This is a genomic window from Dyadobacter tibetensis Y620-1, assembly GCF_000566685.1.
Lineage (GTDB): Bacteria > Bacteroidota > Bacteroidia > Cytophagales > Spirosomataceae > Dyadobacter > Dyadobacter tibetensis.
In genome coordinates this window covers 773,576-794,291 of the sequence record NZ_AZQN01000001.1, presented here as the reverse complement: position 1 = coordinate 794,291, position 20,716 = coordinate 773,576, and the positions used below count along the sequence as shown (strand labels likewise).

20 protein-coding genes and 1 riboswitch are annotated in these 20,716 nt (G+C 44.6%); of the genes, 5 read left to right on the top strand and 15 right to left on the bottom strand.

Annotated features, from left to right (window positions below):
• Positions 1 to 38 precede the first annotated feature (38 nt).
• A complete protein-coding gene (locus tag X939_RS0103430) occupies positions 39 to 560 on the bottom strand; it encodes an NADH-quinone oxidoreductase subunit C (RefSeq protein ID WP_310588031.1) in 522 nt (173 codons plus the stop codon).
• A gap of 13 nt (positions 561 to 573) precedes the next feature.
• Positions 574 to 1,107, bottom strand: a complete 534-nt coding sequence (gene nuoB, locus X939_RS0103425) for an NADH-quinone oxidoreductase subunit NuoB (protein ID WP_025761872.1) — start codon at positions 1,105 to 1,107, stop codon at positions 574 to 576.
• Positions 1,108 to 1,450: 343 nt separating this feature from the next.
• On the opposite strand from nuoB, the gene X939_RS0103420 reads away from it, so the two are divergent.
• Positions 1,451 to 1,858, top strand: a complete 408-nt coding sequence (locus X939_RS0103420) for a response regulator (protein WP_025761871.1) — start codon at positions 1,451 to 1,453, stop codon at positions 1,856 to 1,858.
• A gap of 3 nt (positions 1,859 to 1,861) precedes the next feature.
• On the opposite strand, the gene X939_RS0103415 is transcribed toward X939_RS0103420, so the two are convergent.
• The 11 genes from X939_RS0103415 to thiS form a co-directional block, all read right to left on the bottom strand.
• Positions 1,862 to 3,076, bottom strand: a complete 1,215-nt coding sequence (locus tag X939_RS0103415; protein ID WP_025761870.1) for a PAS domain-containing sensor histidine kinase — start codon at positions 3,074 to 3,076, stop codon at positions 1,862 to 1,864.
• An 11-nt stretch (positions 3,077 to 3,087) separates the two neighbouring features.
• The gene (locus X939_RS0103410) at positions 3,088 to 3,879 is read right to left on the bottom strand and encodes an alpha/beta fold hydrolase (RefSeq protein ID WP_025761869.1); all 792 of its coding nucleotides are present in this window, start codon (positions 3,877 to 3,879) and stop codon (positions 3,088 to 3,090) included.
• A 387-nt stretch (positions 3,880 to 4,266) separates the two neighbouring features.
• Entirely contained in the window at positions 4,267 to 4,629 is a 363-nt protein-coding gene (locus X939_RS0103405; protein WP_025761868.1) for a VOC family protein, read from the bottom strand.
• 111 nt (positions 4,630 to 4,740) lie between these two features.
• A complete protein-coding gene (locus X939_RS0103400) occupies positions 4,741 to 5,211 on the bottom strand; it encodes an NADH-quinone oxidoreductase subunit A (RefSeq protein WP_025761867.1) in 471 nt (156 codons plus the stop codon).
• A 62-nt stretch (positions 5,212 to 5,273) separates the two neighbouring features.
• On the bottom strand, positions 5,274 to 6,347 hold the full coding sequence (gene moeB / locus X939_RS0103395; protein ID WP_025761866.1) for a HesA/MoeB/ThiF family protein: 1,074 nt from the start codon (positions 6,345 to 6,347) through the stop codon (positions 5,274 to 5,276).
• A 111-nt stretch (positions 6,348 to 6,458) separates the two neighbouring features.
• Positions 6,459 to 7,568 carry a 2-iminoacetate synthase ThiH gene (gene thiH / locus X939_RS0103390; RefSeq protein WP_025761865.1) on the bottom strand — a complete coding sequence of 370 codons (1,110 nt, stop codon included), beginning with the start codon at positions 7,566 to 7,568 and terminating at the stop codon, positions 6,459 to 6,461.
• On the bottom strand, positions 7,561 to 8,325 hold the full coding sequence (locus tag X939_RS0103385) for a thiazole synthase (protein ID WP_025761864.1): 765 nt from the start codon (positions 8,323 to 8,325) through the stop codon (positions 7,561 to 7,563). The genes thiH and X939_RS0103385 overlap by 8 nt, the downstream gene beginning before the upstream one ends.
• Entirely contained in the window at positions 8,319 to 8,939 is a 621-nt protein-coding gene (locus X939_RS0103380) for a thiamine phosphate synthase (protein ID WP_025761863.1), read from the bottom strand. The genes X939_RS0103385 and X939_RS0103380 overlap by 7 nt, the downstream gene beginning before the upstream one ends.
• Positions 8,940 to 8,943: 4 nt before the next feature.
• A complete protein-coding gene (locus X939_RS0103375; protein WP_025761862.1) occupies positions 8,944 to 9,555 on the bottom strand; it encodes a thiamine phosphate synthase in 612 nt (203 codons plus the stop codon).
• 1 nt (position 9,556) lies between these two features.
• The gene (gene thiC, locus X939_RS0103370) at positions 9,557 to 11,419 is read right to left on the bottom strand and encodes a phosphomethylpyrimidine synthase ThiC (RefSeq protein ID WP_025761861.1); all 1,863 of its coding nucleotides are present in this window, start codon (positions 11,417 to 11,419) and stop codon (positions 9,557 to 9,559) included.
• Positions 11,420 to 11,465: 46 nt separating this feature from the next.
• On the bottom strand, positions 11,466 to 11,669 hold the full coding sequence (gene thiS / locus X939_RS0103365) for a sulfur carrier protein ThiS (RefSeq protein WP_025761860.1): 204 nt from the start codon (positions 11,667 to 11,669) through the stop codon (positions 11,466 to 11,468).
• Between the two features lie 65 nt (positions 11,670 to 11,734).
• Positions 11,735 to 11,830: riboswitch (TPP riboswitch) on the bottom strand.
• 305 nt (positions 11,831 to 12,135) lie between these two features.
• Between thiS and X939_RS0103360 the strand changes: the two genes are divergently transcribed.
• Positions 12,136 to 12,633 carry a GNAT family N-acetyltransferase gene (locus tag X939_RS0103360; RefSeq protein WP_025761859.1) on the top strand — a complete coding sequence of 166 codons (498 nt, stop codon included), beginning with the start codon at positions 12,136 to 12,138 and terminating at the stop codon, positions 12,631 to 12,633.
• Between the two features lie 76 nt (positions 12,634 to 12,709).
• Here the strand turns inward: X939_RS0103360 and ytxJ are convergent, their stop codons facing one another.
• Both ytxJ and X939_RS0103350 read right to left on the bottom strand, forming a co-directional pair.
• On the bottom strand, positions 12,710 to 13,048 hold the full coding sequence (ytxJ, locus tag X939_RS0103355) for a bacillithiol system redox-active protein YtxJ (protein ID WP_025761858.1): 339 nt from the start codon (positions 13,046 to 13,048) through the stop codon (positions 12,710 to 12,712).
• A gap of 76 nt (positions 13,049 to 13,124) precedes the next feature.
• Complete coding sequence (locus tag X939_RS0103350) at positions 13,125 to 14,363, bottom strand: DUF819 family protein (RefSeq protein ID WP_198034354.1); 1,239 nt, start codon at positions 14,361 to 14,363, stop codon at positions 13,125 to 13,127.
• A 263-nt stretch (positions 14,364 to 14,626) separates the two neighbouring features.
• Between X939_RS0103350 and X939_RS0103340 the strand changes: the two genes are divergently transcribed.
• The 3 genes from X939_RS0103340 to X939_RS0103330 are packed head-to-tail and all read left to right on the top strand — an operon-like array spanning position 14,627 to position 20,663.
• Positions 14,627 to 16,945: a PSD1 and planctomycete cytochrome C domain-containing protein gene (locus X939_RS0103340; RefSeq protein ID WP_025761856.1), complete on the top strand. Its 2,319-nt coding sequence runs from the start codon at positions 14,627 to 14,629 to the stop codon at positions 16,943 to 16,945.
• A 39-nt stretch (positions 16,946 to 16,984) separates the two neighbouring features.
• Positions 16,985 to 18,442 carry a DUF1501 domain-containing protein gene (locus tag X939_RS0103335; RefSeq protein WP_025761855.1) on the top strand — a complete coding sequence of 486 codons (1,458 nt, stop codon included), beginning with the start codon at positions 16,985 to 16,987 and terminating at the stop codon, positions 18,440 to 18,442.
• 46 nt (positions 18,443 to 18,488) lie between these two features.
• A complete protein-coding gene (locus tag X939_RS0103330) occupies positions 18,489 to 20,663 on the top strand; it encodes a c-type cytochrome domain-containing protein (RefSeq protein ID WP_025761854.1) in 2,175 nt (724 codons plus the stop codon).
• Positions 20,664 to 20,716 lie beyond the last annotated feature (53 nt).

Genomic DNA, 20,716 nt, shown 5'->3' with positions numbered 1-20,716 from the left:
CGTCCTTGGTTAACTAGGGCGTGGTCATCCTGACTTTCTTAGGAGGGGAGGTTTCCGTCCTCATAACGAACCTTAATCCCATGGTATTGGTCCTGCGCCTTATAATCCTTGCGAAGGGGATGGCCTTCCCAATCTTCCGGCAATAAAATTCTACGAAGATCTGGATGACCAGAAAACCGAATTCCTACCAGATCAAATGCTTCTCGCTCATGCCAGTCGGCGGTGCGCCAGATATGGCTTACAGAGGGTACCTGAGGAAGGTCTTCTTCGGATGAGTTGCGTGAAACCTTGACCTTGAGGACTAATTTATGGCCATATGGAATAGAAAACAGATGGTATATCACTTCCATAGTACCAGCGGAAGGGCCATTATCTAGGGCAGTAAGACAGGCCAAATAATCGAAATATAGGGTCTTATCTTCGAAAAGAAATTGACAAATATGAGGGAGACTCTCTACAGTTATCTCTATCGATGGTTGGAGTCCTTGATGGTTGGTCTGGACTATGGCCTTCGGGAAGTGCGTTATCAATAAGTCATTAATTTCTTCAAAAACCATCATGGTATAAAGGGGGTTAGGTGGGGAGTCCGGTCTCTTGATGTGCGGCTTGCATTTCTAAAAAAACTTCTGGAGCCAAGGGGTGTTCAGATCGAATTTTTTCCTGTAGCTTCATAAATCCTCCAATCAAGGCCTCAGGACGGGGTGGGCAGCCAGGTACATAGACATCTACCGGAATAATCCGGTCGACACCCTTCACTACATGGTAGCCATGCTCCCAATAAGGACCTCCACAATTAGAGCAACTTCCCATTGAAATTACATACCGGGGTTCGGGCATTTGCTCGTACAACCTACGTAGTCTGTCGGCCATTTTAAATGTCACCGTTCCGGCGACAATCATAACATCTGACTGACGTGGAGAAGGGCGGGGCATGATACCAAAACGTTCCAGATCATAGTTGGAGGCGTAGGCTGCCATCATTTCTATGGCACAGCAGGCCAGGCCAAATCCCATAGGCCATAATGACGACAATCGTGCCCAGTTCATCAGATCTTCTGAATTGGTAATTATAATACCTCCCTCTCCGGTTTTTATTCTCTCACTCATAATATCTTTTACCTTTATGGCTAGTAAGCCAACCGCTTCCTGTTCGAATAAATTCATTCAAACCCGACTCAATTAGGCGCGGTGAAGACTTGCACTGTGGCAAAAATAGTAAACAAACTCTTAATTCTGGCTTCCATATGCGGGCTAGTGTATCTAACTGTGCCTCCTTTTACCTGAAGGCGACATCACTATAAGCCCTAACTCCTGATAACCGCTGGATTGGATGTCAACGGAATCGGAAAAAAATACTGAAAGCTATCAACTACCTAGGCTGGCTACTTGGCCAGTTTCAAACAATGATGGGATGGCCGGGATTCAGGAGTAATTTTACTACCTTTGTTTTATGACAGGTCAACACACAATTTATCTTGTAGATGACGACGACGACGATCGATTTATAATTCGTGAGGCGGTGGAGGGCGTGCTTGAGCAGGTCTCCTTTTCGGAATATTCTAACGGAATTGATTTTCTAAAACAGCTTGAACAGCCCGGTCTGGATCTAGACTCGGTATTGATATTAATGGATATTAATATGCCCCGGATGAACGGCATTGAAGTGATAGCTGCCTTGCGATCGCTCCCCAATTGTCAGGGCCTGCCTATCCTGGTATTGTCTACAGCGGCAAGCCCTGAAGTGATCAAACAAGCCATCGAAAGTGGAGCGGCTCAATTTTTTATTAAGCCATCGTCTCTAGCCGACTTGCGGATTTTGGCTGATGAAATCAAATCATACCTTCATCACCGCGGCTAAGATTTAACTTTCTACTTCTTTTGGTCTGCTCACTGGAAGTACGATTATGGCTGTGGTACCGTTCCCCGGGGAGGTTTTGATATTCATGGTCCCCCGATGTTGCTGAATAATTTGCTTACAAATAGTGAGCCCTATTCCCAGACATTCCTCCCGGTCCTTTAATTTATTAAGAAGTCCAAATACGTATTCAGCATATTGATTTTCAAAGCCTTGACCGTTGTCTGTGACTTCAATGCGGAGATGATCTGTATAATGATATTTTTGACTGCTGACCTGATAGGAGTTTTCCTCGATATTAACAGCATGAATGTTAATGCTTAAGGGAAGACCAGGGGTTTGGTTCTGAATAGAATTCTTAAAAAGTTCAGTAAACACTCGCTTGATCTGCAGCCTGACACCCCAAAAGGACGGCGTGATTCCAATAGTTACAGTATAATTATCGGAATAAAACTCCTCTAGTTCCAGTCTAACTTCTTCTATGAGTTTGGTCAGATTAATCTCTTCGGTTCGCTGATCACGAGAGCCAAAATTCACAAAATCATTGAGAGCATTGGTTAGGGTATGTAATCGGTTGGCAGACTTTTTAATAATTCCTACCATATGATTGATCTTACTATTATTGCCTAATTCCGTTTGAGAAATAAGCGAGTCGAAGCAAAGAGATATCTTTCTTATTGGCTCCTGCATGTCATGGGTGAGCACCTTGCCAATCTGTAAGTATTCCGCATTTCTTTCCATCACAACGCTCAAATTTCTATCCAGCTTCCTTTGATGTTGTTCCAATTCAGCTTTTAATTGCTTCAGCAAAGCATTATCCTCCAAGGCTTTTTTTTGGGCCTTGGTTGCTTCCAATAGTTCCTGTTCATATTTCTGACGTTCCCATACGGTGGCTACACTGGCAATATAATGATGCATGGCGTCCTGATCGCTTTGCTGAGCATTGATCATTACAGGAACCCGTTTCCCGGTTTTGCTTTTCAAAGTCATGAATATTTCACTGACTTCACCTTTTAGCTTTAGTAAGGGAAAAAAATGCGTTTGGTAAAATATACTACTGGAAATGGTTAGTATGCTCTCCATAACCTTATTCTCAATGTCATAGAAATTACATTCTAGAATGGCACATAAATGTGGGTTCGCATATAGAATATGGCCATCATCATCGAAGATCAGGCAGCCACAAGGTAAATTTTCTAAAATATCTTTGGAAGGATACAAATTTGTTAGGTTTATGATAAAAAATCCTTCATAAGTCCGATCGTTTCTTCCGGAGCACTCAGGTGGGGGCAATGGCCAGTGGCCTTCATTACTTTTTGTGTACAGTTAGGCACATTGCTTTCTAAATATTGTCCCACCTCCGAGGGAGCAATCAAATCTTGGGAACACTGCAAAACTAGGGTAGGGTGTCTCGTTTTGACCAGGTCAGCCCTGTTGTCTGATAAAAAGGTGACTTCAGCAAACTGTCTTGCTACTACGGGATCTGTAGAACAAAAGCTTTCTGTCAATTCTTCCCCAAGTTCAGGACGATCGGGGTTACCCATAATGTTTGGGGCAATATAATTGGACCAACCAATATAATTATTATCCATGGTCGACAGCAGTTCCTGAATATCTTCCTCCTCAAAACCGCCAGTGTATCCCTGATCATTTATATATCGGGGCGATGGGCCAATCATAATCAAACTCTCAAATAAATGAGGTTGTTTCAAAGAGGCAAGAAGGCCAATCATTCCACTGACCGAATGGCCCACAAATATGGTTTTCTCTAAATTCAGGGCCTCAAGTACCTCAATTAGATCCAGGGCATAGCCATTAAGACTCGCATAACGTTCGGCATTGTAAGCTTTCATGTCAGATTTACCGCTGCCTACATAATCAAATAGGACGATACGATAGCGATCTTCGAAGGCGGGCCAGATATAACGCCACATCTGCTGGCCACAACCAAATCCATGGGCAAACACCATTGCCTGGGTGCCTTGACCAAATACCTTGACATTATTTCTATTTATGATGTCCATCTTTCTGATTTTTTCTAAACAAATATAGATATTACTCGGTTGAAAAGAAATGTAAAATGCAATGCTTAAAAACAGCTGCGGGCTGAAACATTATTTGATAAATCAGTTTTTGGTGTTTCAATACTATTTGTCCCATGGTCGTATAGGGTAAATAGTTAGCGTATTGGTTAAATCGTTCTAGGTGATTTCATGCCAGACTTAACTAAACAAACAGGACTGCTCATTTGGAATATATAGGTCCTCTTTTCGAGTTTTGTAATCCGAATTTTAGAATTATTTGATGCATCTACCAATATTATTATGCTACAGTGGCTTTTGGCTAAGGACCTTAAATCGGGATTCCTTAAAAATTAATTTAAAATCCTTCTAATAGGGTCGATGGGGCGTCTAATAAAAGCTGCCTATATGCCATAGAATTCCTGATGGGTCGTAGACAAAGCATTCTCTACCCCATTCCTTATTCTGGATAGGAATGATTCTTACGGATTGATATTTTTCTGGAAGATTTAAAGCTTTTAGCTCCGTCCAGAAAACATCCAGATCTTTCACTTCCATAAATATCATAGTATTGTCTATCCAGTCCTTGATAGAGGCATCTTGTAAATAAAACCCTATATGGTCACGCTTAAAATAAGATAATTTAGGGTTAATGATTAATTCCTGAAAGCCAAAATCTCTATAGAAATCACGTGAGATTTTGAAGTCTATGGCTCCTATAAAAGGACGTATGGAAATAGGATGATGTTCCACTTTCAGTTTGGTAGTATTAGAAATATATAATTAAAGTTATTTAACTCCCGGAGCATTTAATGACCTAAATGAATGAGGAGATATCCCAAAAATAGGGGGGGACATCCGCACTTAAGGTTTTTCGTACTTTTGATTAATAGCGTCATACAGTTCTATAGGTACGGGGCTTTTCACTTCGGGTATTCTGGGGGTAGGCCGTACCCAATCCAGATAGCCTTTACCCCAGGCATAGGCCAGACCCAAGGTAAGAACAGCCACGAAAGTGGCCATTTCTGCCATTGCGAACCATCCCCATAGACCATCGGTTTGGTCTATCAAATTTTCATTTCCAAATACCACGGACCAGGGGAATAGAAACAAAAGCTCGACCTCGAATAGTACGAAAATGAGAGCTACCACATAGAAACGTACGTTAAACTGGACTCCGGCGTTACCTTCCGGTTCTTCTCCAGACTCGTAAGTACTAAGCTTTTCTTCATTAGGGCGGCTAGGACGTAAAAGTCTGGCCGCTCCTAACATTACGGTGGCAAGTACCAGCGCAGCGATTATAAAAAGTAATATAGTCCCGAAGTCGGTAAGCATATGATTCGATCGTTTACAGGGCAAAATTAATCAAATTTGCCCGATAGTGCAGATAAACTGACTTATTCCTCTTTCATCCAATAACTTTCTCCAGTATATCCATTTTGTTTCAATAGCTTATAGGCCATCTGACTCCGGCGTCCGCTACGACAGTAAAAAACAATTGTCTTGTCGGGGGGCATAGCAGTAAGGGATGCCGGTAGATCGGGCAGGGGGATATTTACGCCTCCAACAGCATCTTCTTCAAATTCGTACTCTTCTCGTACATCCACCAGGAAAATCTGTTCCGGATCGGAATGTTGGCGATCTTCATAAGTACTGAAGGCTAATTGGGCGTTATCCTTCTGCACATCGTTTTCTGAGCGTCCCTCTTGGGCTGAGGCAGTTTCTGAGGCCTCAATACTTTGCGGACTCAGAAGTGGATCTTTACTAAAACTAAATAGATGGGTGCTATGGTTCAAGGCATTATAAATAAGAAGCTTGCCACTTAACACTTCTCCCATTTGGCATATTATTTTCATAGCCTCATTGGCCATAAATCCACCAATAATACCCGGCAAGACACCTAATACACCTGCCTCTGCACAGTTATCCCCTATGCTGGCATCAGGGAAAAGACAACGATAGGTAGGCCCACCCTGATAATTGAATACTGAAACCTGTCCTTCGAAACGTAGTATGGAACCAAATACCAGAGGGATTCCTATCTTATAGCAAGCATCGTTTAATGCATATCGGGTAGGAAAATTGTCAGATCCATCGATAACCAGATCATAACCGGGTAGTATGAAAAGGGCATTTTTAGCTGAAATTCGTTCTTGAAACACTTCGAAAGAAACATAGGGATTCAAGCGTTCCAGTTTCTCCTTTGCGATAGCCGCTTTGCTCAGACCAATGTCATCCGGTCCATAAAGAATTTGTCGGTGAAGGTTAGTAAGTTCTACCCGATCGTCGTCGACAATGCCAATATGACCTACGCCAGCGGCGGTAAGGTATTGTAGAACGGGGCATCCTAGCCCGCCGGCACCCACGACCAGCACCCTAGCATTTTTAAGCTTTTCTTGTCCTGAAATACCAATTTCAGGCATTATAATTTGCCGACTATACCGTTTCCTTTCTTGTGGTTCAAAGGTCATTTTACTGATTGTAAAGGGTGTTGCATCTTGTTACTTTCTAATATTTTTTCAAACATTAGAAATGTTCCAGATGTTCACTTTCCTGCGAAATAAATATAGGAGGAAGAACGGCTAGAAAGCTTTATCCCAATCCTTCCATACGGGTTCATACCCTTGACGCCCGATCATGTCAGCAATTTGTGCCGGGGTTCTTTCGTCACTAATCTCAAATTGCTCCAGAGAATCTGTTGCCGCAGTATAGCCCCCCGGATTGGTCTTCGAACCTGCACTGATAGAGGTAATGCCCAGGGGGATGCAGTGATTTCTAAATTTTTCCGTTTCTCTGGTGGAAAGACTCAGCTCCAGTTCTTCATCCAAGAGCCTGTAGGCACAAATAAGCTGTACCAGTTCCTTATCGCCCATTTCTACCTTTGGCGGAAGCCCTCCTGAGAATGGCCGAAGACGGGGAAAAGAAAGGCTGTACTTGGTCTGCCAATAGGTTTTTTCCAGATAACGTAGATGTAAGGCCGTAAAGAAACTATCGGTCCGCCAATCTTCCAAACCTATCAGCACTCCCAGACCTATTTTATGTACGCCCGCCTGACCGGCCCGATCAGGGGTTTCCAGCCGGTACCTGAAATTGGACTTTTTCCCTTTAGGATGGTGTTTCCGGTAGTCTTCCTGATGGTACGTCTCCTGGTAGACCAATACGGAATGAAGTCCCTCAGGGATCAGAGCGCCATATTCCTCCTTATCTAAGGGTTGAATTTCCATGGATATCTGAGAGAAATGGGGACGAATAAGTCGAAGTACCTTTAGAAAGTATTCGGTATGAACTGTCTGGTTGGCCTCTCCAGTGACCAGGAGGACATGGTCGTAGCCAAGGTCTTTGATAACCTGAACTTCTTTCATGATTTCCTGTTCGGTGAGTGTTTTTCTCCTCACCTTATTGTCTAAGCTGAAACCGCAATAGGTACAAATATTTGTGCATTCATTAGAGAGGTATAAGGGGATATACATCTGAATGGTTTTGCCAAATCGCTTCTGAGTCAGTTTGTGGCTCAGCTGCGCCATATCTTCCAGGAACGGAAGAGCGGCTGGAGAAATAAGTGCTTTGAAATCTTCCAAAGAGCGGCGGGGAGACAGCAGGGCCTGGCGGACATCCTGGGCAGTCTTGGCATAAATCTCCGCTTTTGTCTGATCCCAGTCGTATTGTTGAAATATATCAAAGAAACTAGACATCGAGGAAGGAGGTTAAAGGGCTACTGGCTACTGCTGATTTAGTTGCTGCACCGAGACCTGCTAAATAGGCCATGCGTCCGGCTTCTACGGCCATTTTAAAAGCAATAGCCATTTGGACAGGGTCTTTGGCCACGGCTATAGCCGTGTTGACCAGCACTGCATCGGCCCCCAGTTCCATAGCCTGGGCCGCATGGGAGGGAGCGCCTATACCGGCATCAACAATGACAGGCACCCGACTTTGTTCTATAATAATTTCTAAAAAATCCATGGTTTTCAGGCCTTTGTTGCTCCCTATTGGTGCCCCTAAGGGCATCACGGCGGCAGTGCCAACATCTTCCAGTCGTTTGCATAAAACAGGATCAGCATGAATATAGGGTAGCACCACGAAACCCAGTTTCGCCAACTCCTCTGTGGCCTGCAGTGTTTCGATAGGATCGGGGAGGAGATACTTGGGGTCGGGATGAATTTCTAATTTTATAAAGTTTGTTTCCAGTGCTTCCCGAGCTAATTGGGCCGCCAGCACGGCCTCTTTAGCATTACGTACTCCGGAGGTATTGGGTAATAGATGAATCGCTTTTCCTTGCAGGTGAAATAACATATCGTCCGTGGCATTCTGTAAATCTACCCGCTTCAATGCAACAGTAACCAGCTCAGTCTCGGAGGCAAACAAAGCCTGCTGCATCAGGGAGGATGAGCTAAATTTACCAGTCCCGGTAAATAGTCGGGAATGAAATGTTTTATCGGCAATGGTTAACATAGTTTTGCTTTTATTTGTTGAACAGTTTGGGTTCGGTTCTCAGCCTCTAAAATGGCGGAAGAGAGGGCTATCCCATATACTCCCAAGGTTTTTAATTTCAATATATCGTCGGTATTTACACCCCCGATGGCTAGAATAGGGATTTGTCGCGCTCTCTTACCAAGGTTTGCAAGGATGGATGCATAACCCGAAAAGCCCAGGTGAGGACTTAGGACCTTTTTGGTGTTGGTATGCCGAAGGGGGCCTAAACCTACGTAGTCGACTCCCTCCTGGATGCGCTGAAGCACATCCGAAAGGGTATTGGCTGTTCCTCCTAATATCATTTGAGTTCCTACCAGGCTTCGTGCCTGTGCAATGGGCATATCCGTTAAACCCAGATGGCAGCCATAGGCATCGACCTCCCTTGCAATGCTGGGGTAGTCGTTGATAATGAGCTTGGCACCGAATTTTTGGCAGAGTAGTTGAGCAGCCAGTGCTTCAGATCGAACTTCATCCAGAGGCTGGTCTTTGATTCGCAACTGCACCAGCCTGCAGCCCGCTTCGAGGGCCATCAAAATGCTTTCCTGATGAGAATATTTTTCTGTTTGATTGGAAATAAAATGTAAGGCTTCCATGGGGTCAGTTGGTTGATTGAATGATGGACCGGAACTGCTGGAACTGATTGGTTGCTTCCCCGGGTTGCTTCCAAATGCTACCCAGCAGGGCAGCCCCAGCATATCCCCAGGCGGGCAATTGCAAAAGTCGGTTCAGGGTGATTCCACCGAGTCCAAATATAGGCATAGGCAAAACACGTCCCGAGAGGTCGCAATATTCGTGTGCCAGCCCTTGATAGCCTTCTTTGGAGATACTATCGAAGAGGGGGCCGTAAAAGGCATAATCGAATACATAGGCTGATTCTTCCAGATCCTGCAGCCGATGAAAAGAAGTACTTGTTCTCAGTCCCCGGGCTTTGTTGCTTCTCAAGGCAGCAGCAGTCAGCTGCCTTCGGGCATTCTCAGTATAATGTAGCCCCCCAATTCCAAAGTTATCGGCCATTTCATGGTGTTGATGAAGGCTAAGCCTGGGGTGAAATTCGACCTTGATTTCATTGATCAGGATGTGGAGATCAGCCTGGGAAATATGTGGTTTCCTAAGGTGCAGGCAGTCCAATCCAGCCTCGAAAAGACTGTTGATCTGCCTGCTTTCTCCAAGCCATCTTTCTGCAGTAGTAATGACCACCAGTTTCAGCATCTCAGGAATATATCTGGCTACCTTTTTCCATGAATTCTCTGGCTTTTTCCTGCATTCCCTCTACCAGGGCCGATTCTTCCATCAATCCATTCTCCTGGGCATAATCGCGGACATCCTGCGTGATTTTCATCGAGCAGAAATTGGGTCCGCACATAGAACAGAAATGAGCAATCTTGGCTCCTTCCGCAGGCAAGGTTTCATCATGAAAGGACTTGGCTGTATCGGGATCCAGAGAAAGGTTGAATTGGTCTTCCCAGCGGAATTCGAAACGGGCCTTACTAAGGGCATTATCTCTATACTGTGCACCGGGATGCCCCTTGGCAAGGTCGGCAGCGTGGGCAGCAATTTTGTAAGTGATCACCCCATCTTTCACATCTTTGCGGTTGGGAAGTCCCAAATGCTCCTTCGGTGTCACATAGCAGAGCATGGCAGTACCAAACCATCCGATCATCGCTGCTCCGATGGCCGAGGTTATATGGTCGTAACCTGGGGCTATGTCGGTGGTAAGAGGCCCTAAGGTATAAAAGGGTGCTTCGTGACAATGCTTCAGCTGCTTATCCATATTCTCTTTGATAAGATGCATGGGAACATGTCCCGGACCTTCGATAATGGTCTGAACATCGTGTTTCCAGGCAATTTTCGTAAGTTCTCCAAGGGTCTCAAGTTCCGAAAATTGAGCCACATCGTTGGCGTCGGCAAGGCATCCAGGGCGTAAACCGTCGCCCAGGGAGAAGGCTACGTCATAGGCTTTCATTATTTCACAAATTTCTTCAAAGTGTGTGTATAGGAAGTTTTCCTTGTGATGGGCTAGGCACCATTTAGCCATAATGGAGCCCCCTCTTGAAACAATACCCGTTATGCGTTTGGCGGTCAATGGAATGTATCGTAGTAATACACCGGCATGAATCGTGAAGTAATCGACCCCTTGTTCCGCCTGCTCAATGAGCGTGTCCCTAAATAGTTCCCAGGTCAGATCTTCCGCCTTACCTTTTACCTTTTCCAAGGCTTGGTATATGGGCACAGTACCAATAGGGACGGGGGAGTTACGTATGATCCATTCCCTGGTTTCATGAATATTCTTGCCCGTTGAAAGATCCATAATGGTGTCGGCGCCCCAGCGACATGCCCAGACGGCCTTTTCAACCTCCTCCTCTATACTCGAAGTGACGGCCGAATTGCCAATATTTGCATTTATTTTTACCAAAAAATTCCTTCCAATAATCATCGGCTCACTCTCGGGATGATTGATGTTAGAAGGAATTACGGCCCTACCCGCTGCAACCTCCGATCGTACAAATTCGGGCGTGATGAGGTTTTTAGGAGTATTGGCTCCAAAGCTGTGCCCGGGGTGCTGATGGCTAAGGTTTGAGGTATGTGCTTCTATACGCTGATTTTCCCGGATGGCGATATACTCCATTTCGGCAGTGATAATGCCTTTCTTGGCGTAATGTAGCTGGCTTACATTCATGCCTGATCTTGCGCGAAGGGGTTTATTCAGGTGTGCAAAACGCAGTTCGTCCAAACGGGAATCCCGAAGTCGCTGGGTTCCATAATCAGAACTGATAGCGTCGAGTTCTTCCACATCCTCCCTGCCCCGGATCCATTCCGCTCTTAATGGCTTTAGTCCCTTACGTACATCGATATCGATGCTAGGATCGGTATAAGGACCGCTGGTATCGTAGACGGTGACGGGAGCGTTGGGGGTGGGCTTGGCGATAGTGCCATGATGATGGGTATCGGACAACGATATCTCCCTCATAGCAACCTCTATTGGGTGAAGAGTCCCTTTGACATAAATTTTTTTCGAATTAGGAAATGGTTCTCTGGTAATGGCGTGGTCCGTTACGGTTTGCTGGTCTTTCATAAGTTGTTGGTTTGATAGGAATAAACAGTTGTTCTGCCGGCGCAGATCAACCCCCTTGAGTTGGGACAATGATGGTAAGCCGGTCCGAAGGCATCAATTGGTGACTATGCCAAGACGATTTTGGAATGACCTGTTGATTGACCGCGACAGCCATTGCAGTCGGTTGGTCAGAAATAAATTCATGGATTACCTGCAGGATGCTACTGGTATCAGGAACTTGTTTGGGAAGATTATTGAGAATTATTTCCATTCGTATACGGGTTTTATAGAATAAAACTCCGGGAATGGACCACGTAGAAAAGGTTAGTAAGCCCATGAGGACTCCTTACTTTTCCCTTCGTCAGTATTAACTGAATCAGGTTCAAAGGGTATAATCTCAGACCACAATAGTGGACACCCCCAAAGTTGCTACAAAGCTAAAGTAAAATAGTCGAGAATAAAAAATATAGATAGCCGAAATAACGATAATAGCCATCAGAAGGCCAATTTAGCAGATTTGCTAGTGCTGAAGCATGTTTACTGGCTTCAAAAAGGGTATAAATGTAGACCGTTCTGGCCTTAGACAGGGCAGGCAGTAGAAATAAATTTATTGACTTTTATATTTCATTCGATGATCACGGTTATATTAGGGCCTGAATGACCTTTCCTAAGCATAGGGCAAACCTGGAAATTGGAATGGTTTTAGTAGAATTTTAAGTCAACACATATAGAATTTGATGAGTTTGAAAATTAGAAATGCCTCTCCTCTGGATTTACCTGTTATATTGGAAATTCTGAATGAAAGCATACTCACCTCAACGGCCATTTATGACTATGAGACCCGCTCCTTGGAGCAGCTTACAGAATGGTTTGATCAGATGTTAATGAATAGCATGCCCATTCTGGTAGCAGAGGTGGAAGGAAAGGTAATCGGTTATGGATCGTTTCAGCAGTTCAGACCCAAGAAGGGCTTTATGTTTAGTGTAGAACACAGTATCTATTTAAATGAGTCTTCGAGGGGGATGGGGGTAGGCGGACGCCTTCTGGAAAGTCTTATTCAACGCGCCAGGGAGCAGGGCATTCATACCATGATCGGTTGTATCGATGCCAGCAACCGAGGTTCTATTTCGTTTCATGAAAAATATGGCTTTGTAGAAAAGGGCTACATCAAGGAGGTAGGATATAAATTTGATCAGTGGCTTGATCTTGTCTACATGCAACTTATCTTAAAATAAATGGAGAACGAAATTGAATTTCATTCTCCATTCTGTAGTTCCTCAAATAAGGGAGATTTCGATGATACTGGATTTATTAATTGGATCCAATTTTCTCCAGGACTGTATTAAAAGTAACGTCTTCGTGGGAGGCATCATAAATGACCTTCCCTTTTTGTACCAACAATAATTGAGGAGACTCATGAACGACCCCAAAGTGATCGGCAATAGCCATTGACTCCGCACGATTTTTGACCACATCCACAATATAAAGTGGAATATTTTGATCGGCTAATGAAGGTAGCTCTGACTTCAGTCTCCGGTGTGCCATCATGCTTACCACACATCGAGGGCTATGCTTATAAATTATAGAATAGGAATCCTCGTTGGCAATGCTTTCGATTTGGTCCTTAGTTTCAATGTTAATCCAATTCATAGGTAATTATTTATAATTGATCTGGTCAATTTTCTGATTTATCCGACAAAGCAACGTAAAAAGATAGGGTTTAGGTTCAAATCATACCACTGACCCATTGCATTAATAGGGCGGTAATATAACCGCCATAGGTACCCACGGCGTAGCCTAATATGGCCAGTAGAACCCCAACCGGAGCAAGTGAAGGATGGAAGGCTGCCGCTACCACAGATGCTGAGGCGGATCCTCCCATATTGGCCTGGCTTCCTACGGCCATAAAGAAGAATGGTATCTTCAGCCATCTACAGACGATGATGAGAATGATCGCATGAACACTCATCCAAATTATTCCTATGGCGAATAAGCCTGGATTGTCCATGACTGCTTTAAGATCCATTTGCATACCGATAGTTGCTATAAGTACATATAAGAAAACAGAACCGATTTTAGACGCTCCTACAAACTCTAGTTTTCTCAAGGGCGTGGTTGAGAGTAAGATACCAATGGTCGTAGAGATAGTTACCACCCAAAAGAATGATGAGCTCAGACTAAATTTTGTCAAGGCCGGATAGTTATTGCCTATATAGGGGGCAATGATATCGGCTAGGAAATGAGCCAGACCACTGGCTCCAAAACCCATGGCCGCCAGATAGATATACTCCTTCATTTTTGGCGTTCTTTCGTTTTCAAATTGCTGATTGGCCAGCTGGTTCTGAACATCCTGGATTGGTTGGGCATTGGCTTTGAACAGGGTATCAATCCGGCTGGCTACCCCGGCTCCATAAATCAGCAGGGCCATCCATAATTCGGCTACTAATACATCTACCGCAATCATTTGAGAGAACAAACGATCACTAGGTTGAAATACTTCCTTCAAGGCCGTTTGATTGGCACCACCTCCTATCCAGCTTCCCGCAATGGTTGCCAGTCCCCTCCATACTTCATCAGCACCCTCTCCGGCAAGGGTGTCAGGGCTAATGCTTCCGACCACCAGAATGGCTAGAGGTCCACCGATAATAATGCCTATGGTCCCGGTGAGCATAGCAATAATGGCTTTGGGCCCCAGCCGTATGAGGGAGTGCCAGTCCATGCCAAGAGTAAATAGTACTAGACAGGCAGGAAGAAAATATTTGGAAACTACTGGATATAACTGAGACTCTACACCATTAATGACTCCGAATGAATTCAGGAGTCCGGGAATGAAATAGCAGAGTAAAAGTGGAGGTATTACATTATACAACCGTTGCCAGAATTTTCCTTGAAGCGAGGCAGTGTAGAAAATAAGGGCGAGTACTACCATCAGTAGCCCTAGAATGCTGGCATCATTCTGAATCATAAAGGAGTTGGTTTGCACTATTTAAGATTTAAGCGTTATTATAAAAATGAAGTAGCTGACAAAAAGTCTATTTTTAATATTTAAAATACAATAAATTGAGTAGAAGTGCCTCCTATTACCTTTCCTTAGGTAATAGAATCAAAGGATTAGTTTATGCATACATCCAGGTTACGGGTAGGTTAACGAAAACGAATTCCCCTGGTCTTATATGTTTCTACTGCCTGCGAAATTACATAAATAGGTATAATCTCTGAAATATCAGCATGCATTTAAAAGGTTATCGAAATATCTTACTGTACTCGTTGATAGGTATAGGCATCATAGGCTGCAAAAGCGGGAGCAATTCATCGGGTCCACATGTCTCACTGTCAGATCGGGTTAGTTATAATTTTGATATACGCCCCATACTTTCCGATAAATGTTTTGCTTGCCATGGGCCAGATGAAAATAAAAGAGAAGCTGGACTGAGGCTCGATGTAGAAGAGGATGCCCATAGGTCATTAAAGGAAAGTCCGGGATCCTTTGCGCTCGTGGCAGGCAATCCCGCCATGTCTGAGGTTTTTAAACGGATAATGTCTTCTGATACGACCTTGGTGATGCCACCAGTGAATTCACATTTAAAATTATCCGTTGAGGAGATAGCCCTGATTGAGAAATGGATACTACAGGGTGCCCGCTACGAAAAACATTGGGCCTTTGTACCTCCCCAAAAGTTAACAGTACCAGAACAGAAATCGAGCAAATGGGTTAGAAATGAAATTGATCATTTTATATTGGCCAAGCAAGAACAAATTGGTCTGAAGCCTAATCCAGAAGCTGATAAAGAGCGCTTATTGAAGCGCGTGGCTCTGGATCTTACTGGCTTGCCCCCGGGCTTGGAGCTGATGGATGCGTTTTTGGCAGATAATAGCCCGGACGCCTATGATCGCATGGTAAATCGTTTGATGCAATCGCCCGCCTATGGCGAAAGAATGGCGGTTCATTGGCTTGATGTAGCCCGTTATGCCGACTCCCATGGCTATCAGGACGATGGGTACCGCACGCAATGGCCCTGGCGGGATTGGGTTATTCATGCATTCAACAAGAATATGTCCTATAAGGATTTTGTTACCTGGCAGCTTGCCGGTGACTTGCTTCCTAATCCTAATAAAGAACAACTGCTAGCAACTGGATTTAATCGCAATCATAAGATAACTGAAGAGGGAGGGGTCATTCAGGAGGAGTATCGAGTATCTTATGTTACCGATCGGAACGATTTATTTGGGAAGGCATTTTTAGGATTTACCGTAGAGTGTGCCCACTGCCATGATCATAAATATGATCCTATTTCTCAAAAAGAATATTATCAGTTATTTGCCTTCTTTAATAATGTAAAAGAAGTGGGAATAGAGTCGGTAATAGGCGGGCCAGAAACCTATGCGAAAAAACCATTGATGGAGATTTCGGATCGGGACATCACTGAACTTCTTACATTTATTAATAAACCCGATACGAACCGATTGATTGTATCGGTCATGGGAGATTTGGATACAACCCGGGCGACCTATATTCTCGAGCGTGGGGTATATGATGCCCATGGGGAGCAGGTAAGTCCGGGAACGCCCAAAGCCATCTTACCATTCGCTTCACGTTATCCAAAAAATAGACTGGGGCTCGCAAAATGGCTTTTTGACAGGAATAATCCCCTTACGGCAAGAGTTTATGTAAATCAGATGTGGCAGGAATTTTTTGGAAAGGGCTTGGTCAAAAGCTCTGGAGACTTTGGTATGCAGGGCGACCTACCTTCGCACCCTGCCTTGCTGGACTGGTTGGCAGTAGACTTTATGGAGCATGGATGGGATATCCAAAGACTGGTAAAACAAATAGTGACTTCGGCGACCTATCGCCAATCGGCCGAAGTGACCACTAAGGCTTTGAATACAGATCCAGAGAACACCTATCTCGCACGATCCTCGCGCTACCATGTAGATGCAGAACATATTCGTGACCTGGTGCTTGCCAGTAGCGGACTGCTGGTACCCACCGTCGGTGGGCCCAGCGTAAAGCCCTATCAGCCTGCGGGTTTATGGGAAGGGGCCACTTCTGGCCGTGGGCTTCTGTCTATTTATGAGCAAGATAAAGGAGCTAAGCTATACCGACGCGGGATGTATACCCTCATTAAGCGTACAGTCCCACCACCTACCATGGCTATATTCGATGCCAGTAATAGGGATCTTTGTGAAGTGAAACGCTTAAAAACCAATACCCCCTTACAAGCCCTTGTAATGATGAACGACCCCATGGTTTTAGAGGCTTCCAGGGTGTTGGCGGGACGACTGCTCCAAGAGAATATGAATACGAAACAGCGTATCATTAAGGCTTTCAGGCTGATCGTGTGCCGGCAGCCTAAGGAAAAAGAATTGGATATTTTGGTGACCTATCACCAGAAGCAAATGATGAGTATAAACGTGACACAGGCCAAAGAAATCATTCAGATAGGGGAGTTTCCTTTGATAAGGAAGGTCGATCAGATTGAGCAGGCAGCCCTTATGCGGGTGATTAACACGATATATAATTTAGAAGAAACAATTACAAAATCTTAAAAAGCTGAGATTTTATCAAGGTATTAGAAAGTATACGGAATGGAAAAGGAAATAGAAGAACATGGTTTCAGTTTTAATCGCCGGCGTTTTCTTTCGAGTCTGAGTCTGGGCATCGGTAGCGCAGCACTGGGATCCTTGCTGATGCCCGATCTGTTAAATGGAGACAAGGACAATATGGAGGATGCTTTGATGGCCGGAATTCCTCATTATGCTCCAAAGGCCAAAAGAGTGATTTATCTGTTTCAGAATGGTGCGCCCTCGCAACAGGAGCTGTTCGACTATAAACCGAAATTGCATGATTTGCGCGGCCAGGAAATCCCCCCTTCGGTTTTGGGAACGCAGAGGCTGACGGGTATGACAGCCAATCAATCATCCTTTCCACTGGTAGATTCCTTTGTAGGATTTAAGCAATATGGACAATCAGGAACCTGGATCAGTGATCTGCTTCCCTATACAGCAAAAATTGTTGATGAATTATGCATTGTCAAATCGATGTATACGGAAGCGATCAACCACGACCCGGCTCTAACCTTCCTGCAGACCGGGTCTCAGCAGGGCAATAGACCGAGCATGGGCTCCTGGCTCAGCTATGGTTTGGGTAATGAAAATAAAAACCTTCCCAATTTTACGGTACTGCTATCCAGAGGAGTAGGGAATGGACAAGGGGTATACTCAAAGTTATGGTCCAATGGGTTCCTGGATTCTGTTCATCAGGGAGTACAATTTAGCTCAGGAGAAGATCCGGTTTTATACCTGCGCGATCCCGATGGGCTGAACCGGACGGAACGTAGGGATATGCTTGATCAGCTGGCACAGCTCAACGATATATCCTATCAGGAATTTGGAGATCCGGAGATTGCCGCAAAGATTAAGCAGTACGAAATGGCGTATCGCATGCAATCGGCGGTTCCAGAAGTGATGGACCTTTCTAAAGAGTCCGACGATATTATTAAATTATATGGACCCGACTGCCTGGTGCCTGGCACCTATGCCGCCAATTGCTTACTAGCTCGGAAACTTTCCGAAAATGGAGTGCGTTTCGTGCAGCTTTATCACCAGGGATGGGATCAGCATGGAAACTTACCCTTCGAAATTACCAAACAAGCCATGGATGTCGACCAAGCCTCCGCGGCCCTCGTCACCGATTTGAAACAAAGAGGACTTCTGGACGAAACGCTGGTGATTTGGGGAGGTGAGTTCGGGCGTACCAGCTATACACAAGGTACGCTTACAGCCGATAATTATGGTCGGGATCACCATCCACGGTGCTTTACGGTGTGGATGGCAGGAGGAGGTATTAAGCCTGGGATGGTGTATGGGGAGACGGATGAATTGGGCTATAATATCGCCCGTAACCCTGTCCATGTTCATGATTTTCAGGCGACTGTCCTGCATCAGCTGGGTCTCGATCATGAAAAGCTTACCTTCAAACATCTGGGTAGAAGGTACCGTCTGACAGACATTTCAGGCCACGTAGTCAAGGATATTCTGTCATGAAGAGGAGGATAGAAGGACAAAGATTTAATTTTTTTCTATTTGATAAATGAATAATAAATATCGTTTGCTGGCCGAACAATTTCTTATCGCTCAGCTTATCTTCATCAGTTTTATACTTCTCTTCGAAGGTGCCCTGGTACTACCGCCCTGGGCTCAGGCAGTAGGCAGGATGCATCCCTTATTGCTGCACTTCCCAATAGTGCTGCTGTTGATGTCATTTACCATGCAATTATTCCGCCGGTCTAAGTCTTCTGATTGGCAGTATTTTTATGATATTTTTACCAGATGGACCTTACTATTGGGGGTATTACTTTCAGGTTTTACCGTATTAATGGGCGTGTTTCTGGCTTCTGAGCCTGGTTATTCGGGAGACTTGTTGTTATGGCACAAATGGTCAGGGATCGGGATTTACTTTTTTAGCGCGATCTTATATCTTATTGGTTGGTGGCCAAGGGTGAGTCCAATCGGGCTTAAAATTCTCTCTATTCCGGCATTTTTACTATTAATAGTAGCCGGCCATTTTGGTGCTGCCCTCACCCACGGCGAGGGCTTTGTGACTGATCCTTTGAAGTCTGCCGATAATAGGGCCACTGTTTCCCCCGATTCCGCACGCGTTTTTGAACATGTGGTCCATCCTATACTACAACAAAAATGTTTGAGCTGCCATAATGCCGATAAGGTAAAAGGGGAGCTTTTGTTGACAGATATGTCTTCCCTGCTGAAGGGAGGGAAGTCGGGGAAGCTATTTGTTGCGGGTAATCCTGAGCTTAGTCTGCTGCTAGAACGTATTCATTTGCCTCAGGAGGATAAAAAGCATATGCCGCCTTCAGGTAAGGCCCAGCTAACATCTCAGGAGATTAAATTGCTTTATCATTGGGTGAAATCCTATGCCCAGCCTGATATGAAGTTGAGAGAGCTTCCCCTCGCCGATTCACTGAGAATTTTATCGACGGCATATTTAAAGTCTGGGGCGGATGCTAATGAGCCATTTGACTTTGAGGCGGTGGATGATAAACTGTTAGCGCAACTGAATACCGACTATCGTACCGTTGCGAGATTGGCTATTAATTCTCCGGCTTTGACAGTAAATATTTATAATAAAAAGCTCTTTGATGCTCAACAAATAACAGGGTTAGAGCCCGTAAGTAAGCAGGTAGTGGCTCTTAATCTCAACAAGATGCCGGTAAAAGATAAAGATATGGTCGGAATCTCAAAGCTTGTGAACCTCCGGAGGCTCGATCTGAATTTTACGGAGATTACGGCGGCAGGATTAAGGCCTTTGCAATCCTTAAAACATTTGCAACAATTATCTTTGTCCGGAACCTCGATGGAGGTCCATGCCTTGGTAGACCAATTGGATAAAATAAAATCCTTAACTCAGGTTATCCTTTGGGATGCAGGACTTACAGACAAGGATTTTCAGCTACTCGAGCAGAAGCTAGCAGGCCTCACCGTGGTGCGGGGGTTCAAAGACGATGGTAGCAAACCGCTTCAATTGAATCCAATTCAGGTTCGAAATGCGAGTATGGTATTTCGTTCGGATCTGGATATCGACTTATTTCATCCAATTGGTGGAACAGAAATACGTTATACCATCGATGGTTCTGAGCCTGACAGTTTGAGGGCTCCAGTTTTTCAAAAGTTGAAAGTGGATAGGAATACCTTTATTAGAGCCAAGGCCTATAAGTCTGGATGGTACGGTAGTGAGACGGCCCGTTTTGATTTTCTCAAAAACACCTATAAACCAGACAGTGTCCGCCTGGCATATGTGCTTAACAGGGTTCATAAAGCCGCTGGAGCTCATACCTTTTTCGATGGAAAGCTTGGTCAGATCGGTGCCAATAATCCTGCCTGGGCCAATTATTGGGCTGGGGTTCGTGATACGGATATAGAGCTTTATGCAGAATTTCAAAAACCTATCTCGCTTTCATCGGTGGGCGTGCATTATATGGTAGAAGAAGACACTGGTATCTTCCCTCCAGAAAAGATAGAAGTGTGGGGAGCCAATAAGCCAGGAAACTGGAAACTTTTAACTCGGTTTAAAGCCCCGTTAACGCAAAAAGGGGAAACGCCCAGTATAAGACTCGTCGAAGGTAAATTTGCCAAAGAGGAGGTGTCTTTCCTGAAAATTATTGCTAGTCCCGTAAAATCTATCCCCATATGGAGTAAAAGAAAGGGGAATAAGGCCTTATTGCTGGTCGATGAAATGTTTTTAAATTAAGGAAAGGGAGAGCTAATTAAAATTGCGTCTATATTTTAGAATAAATGGGGAAT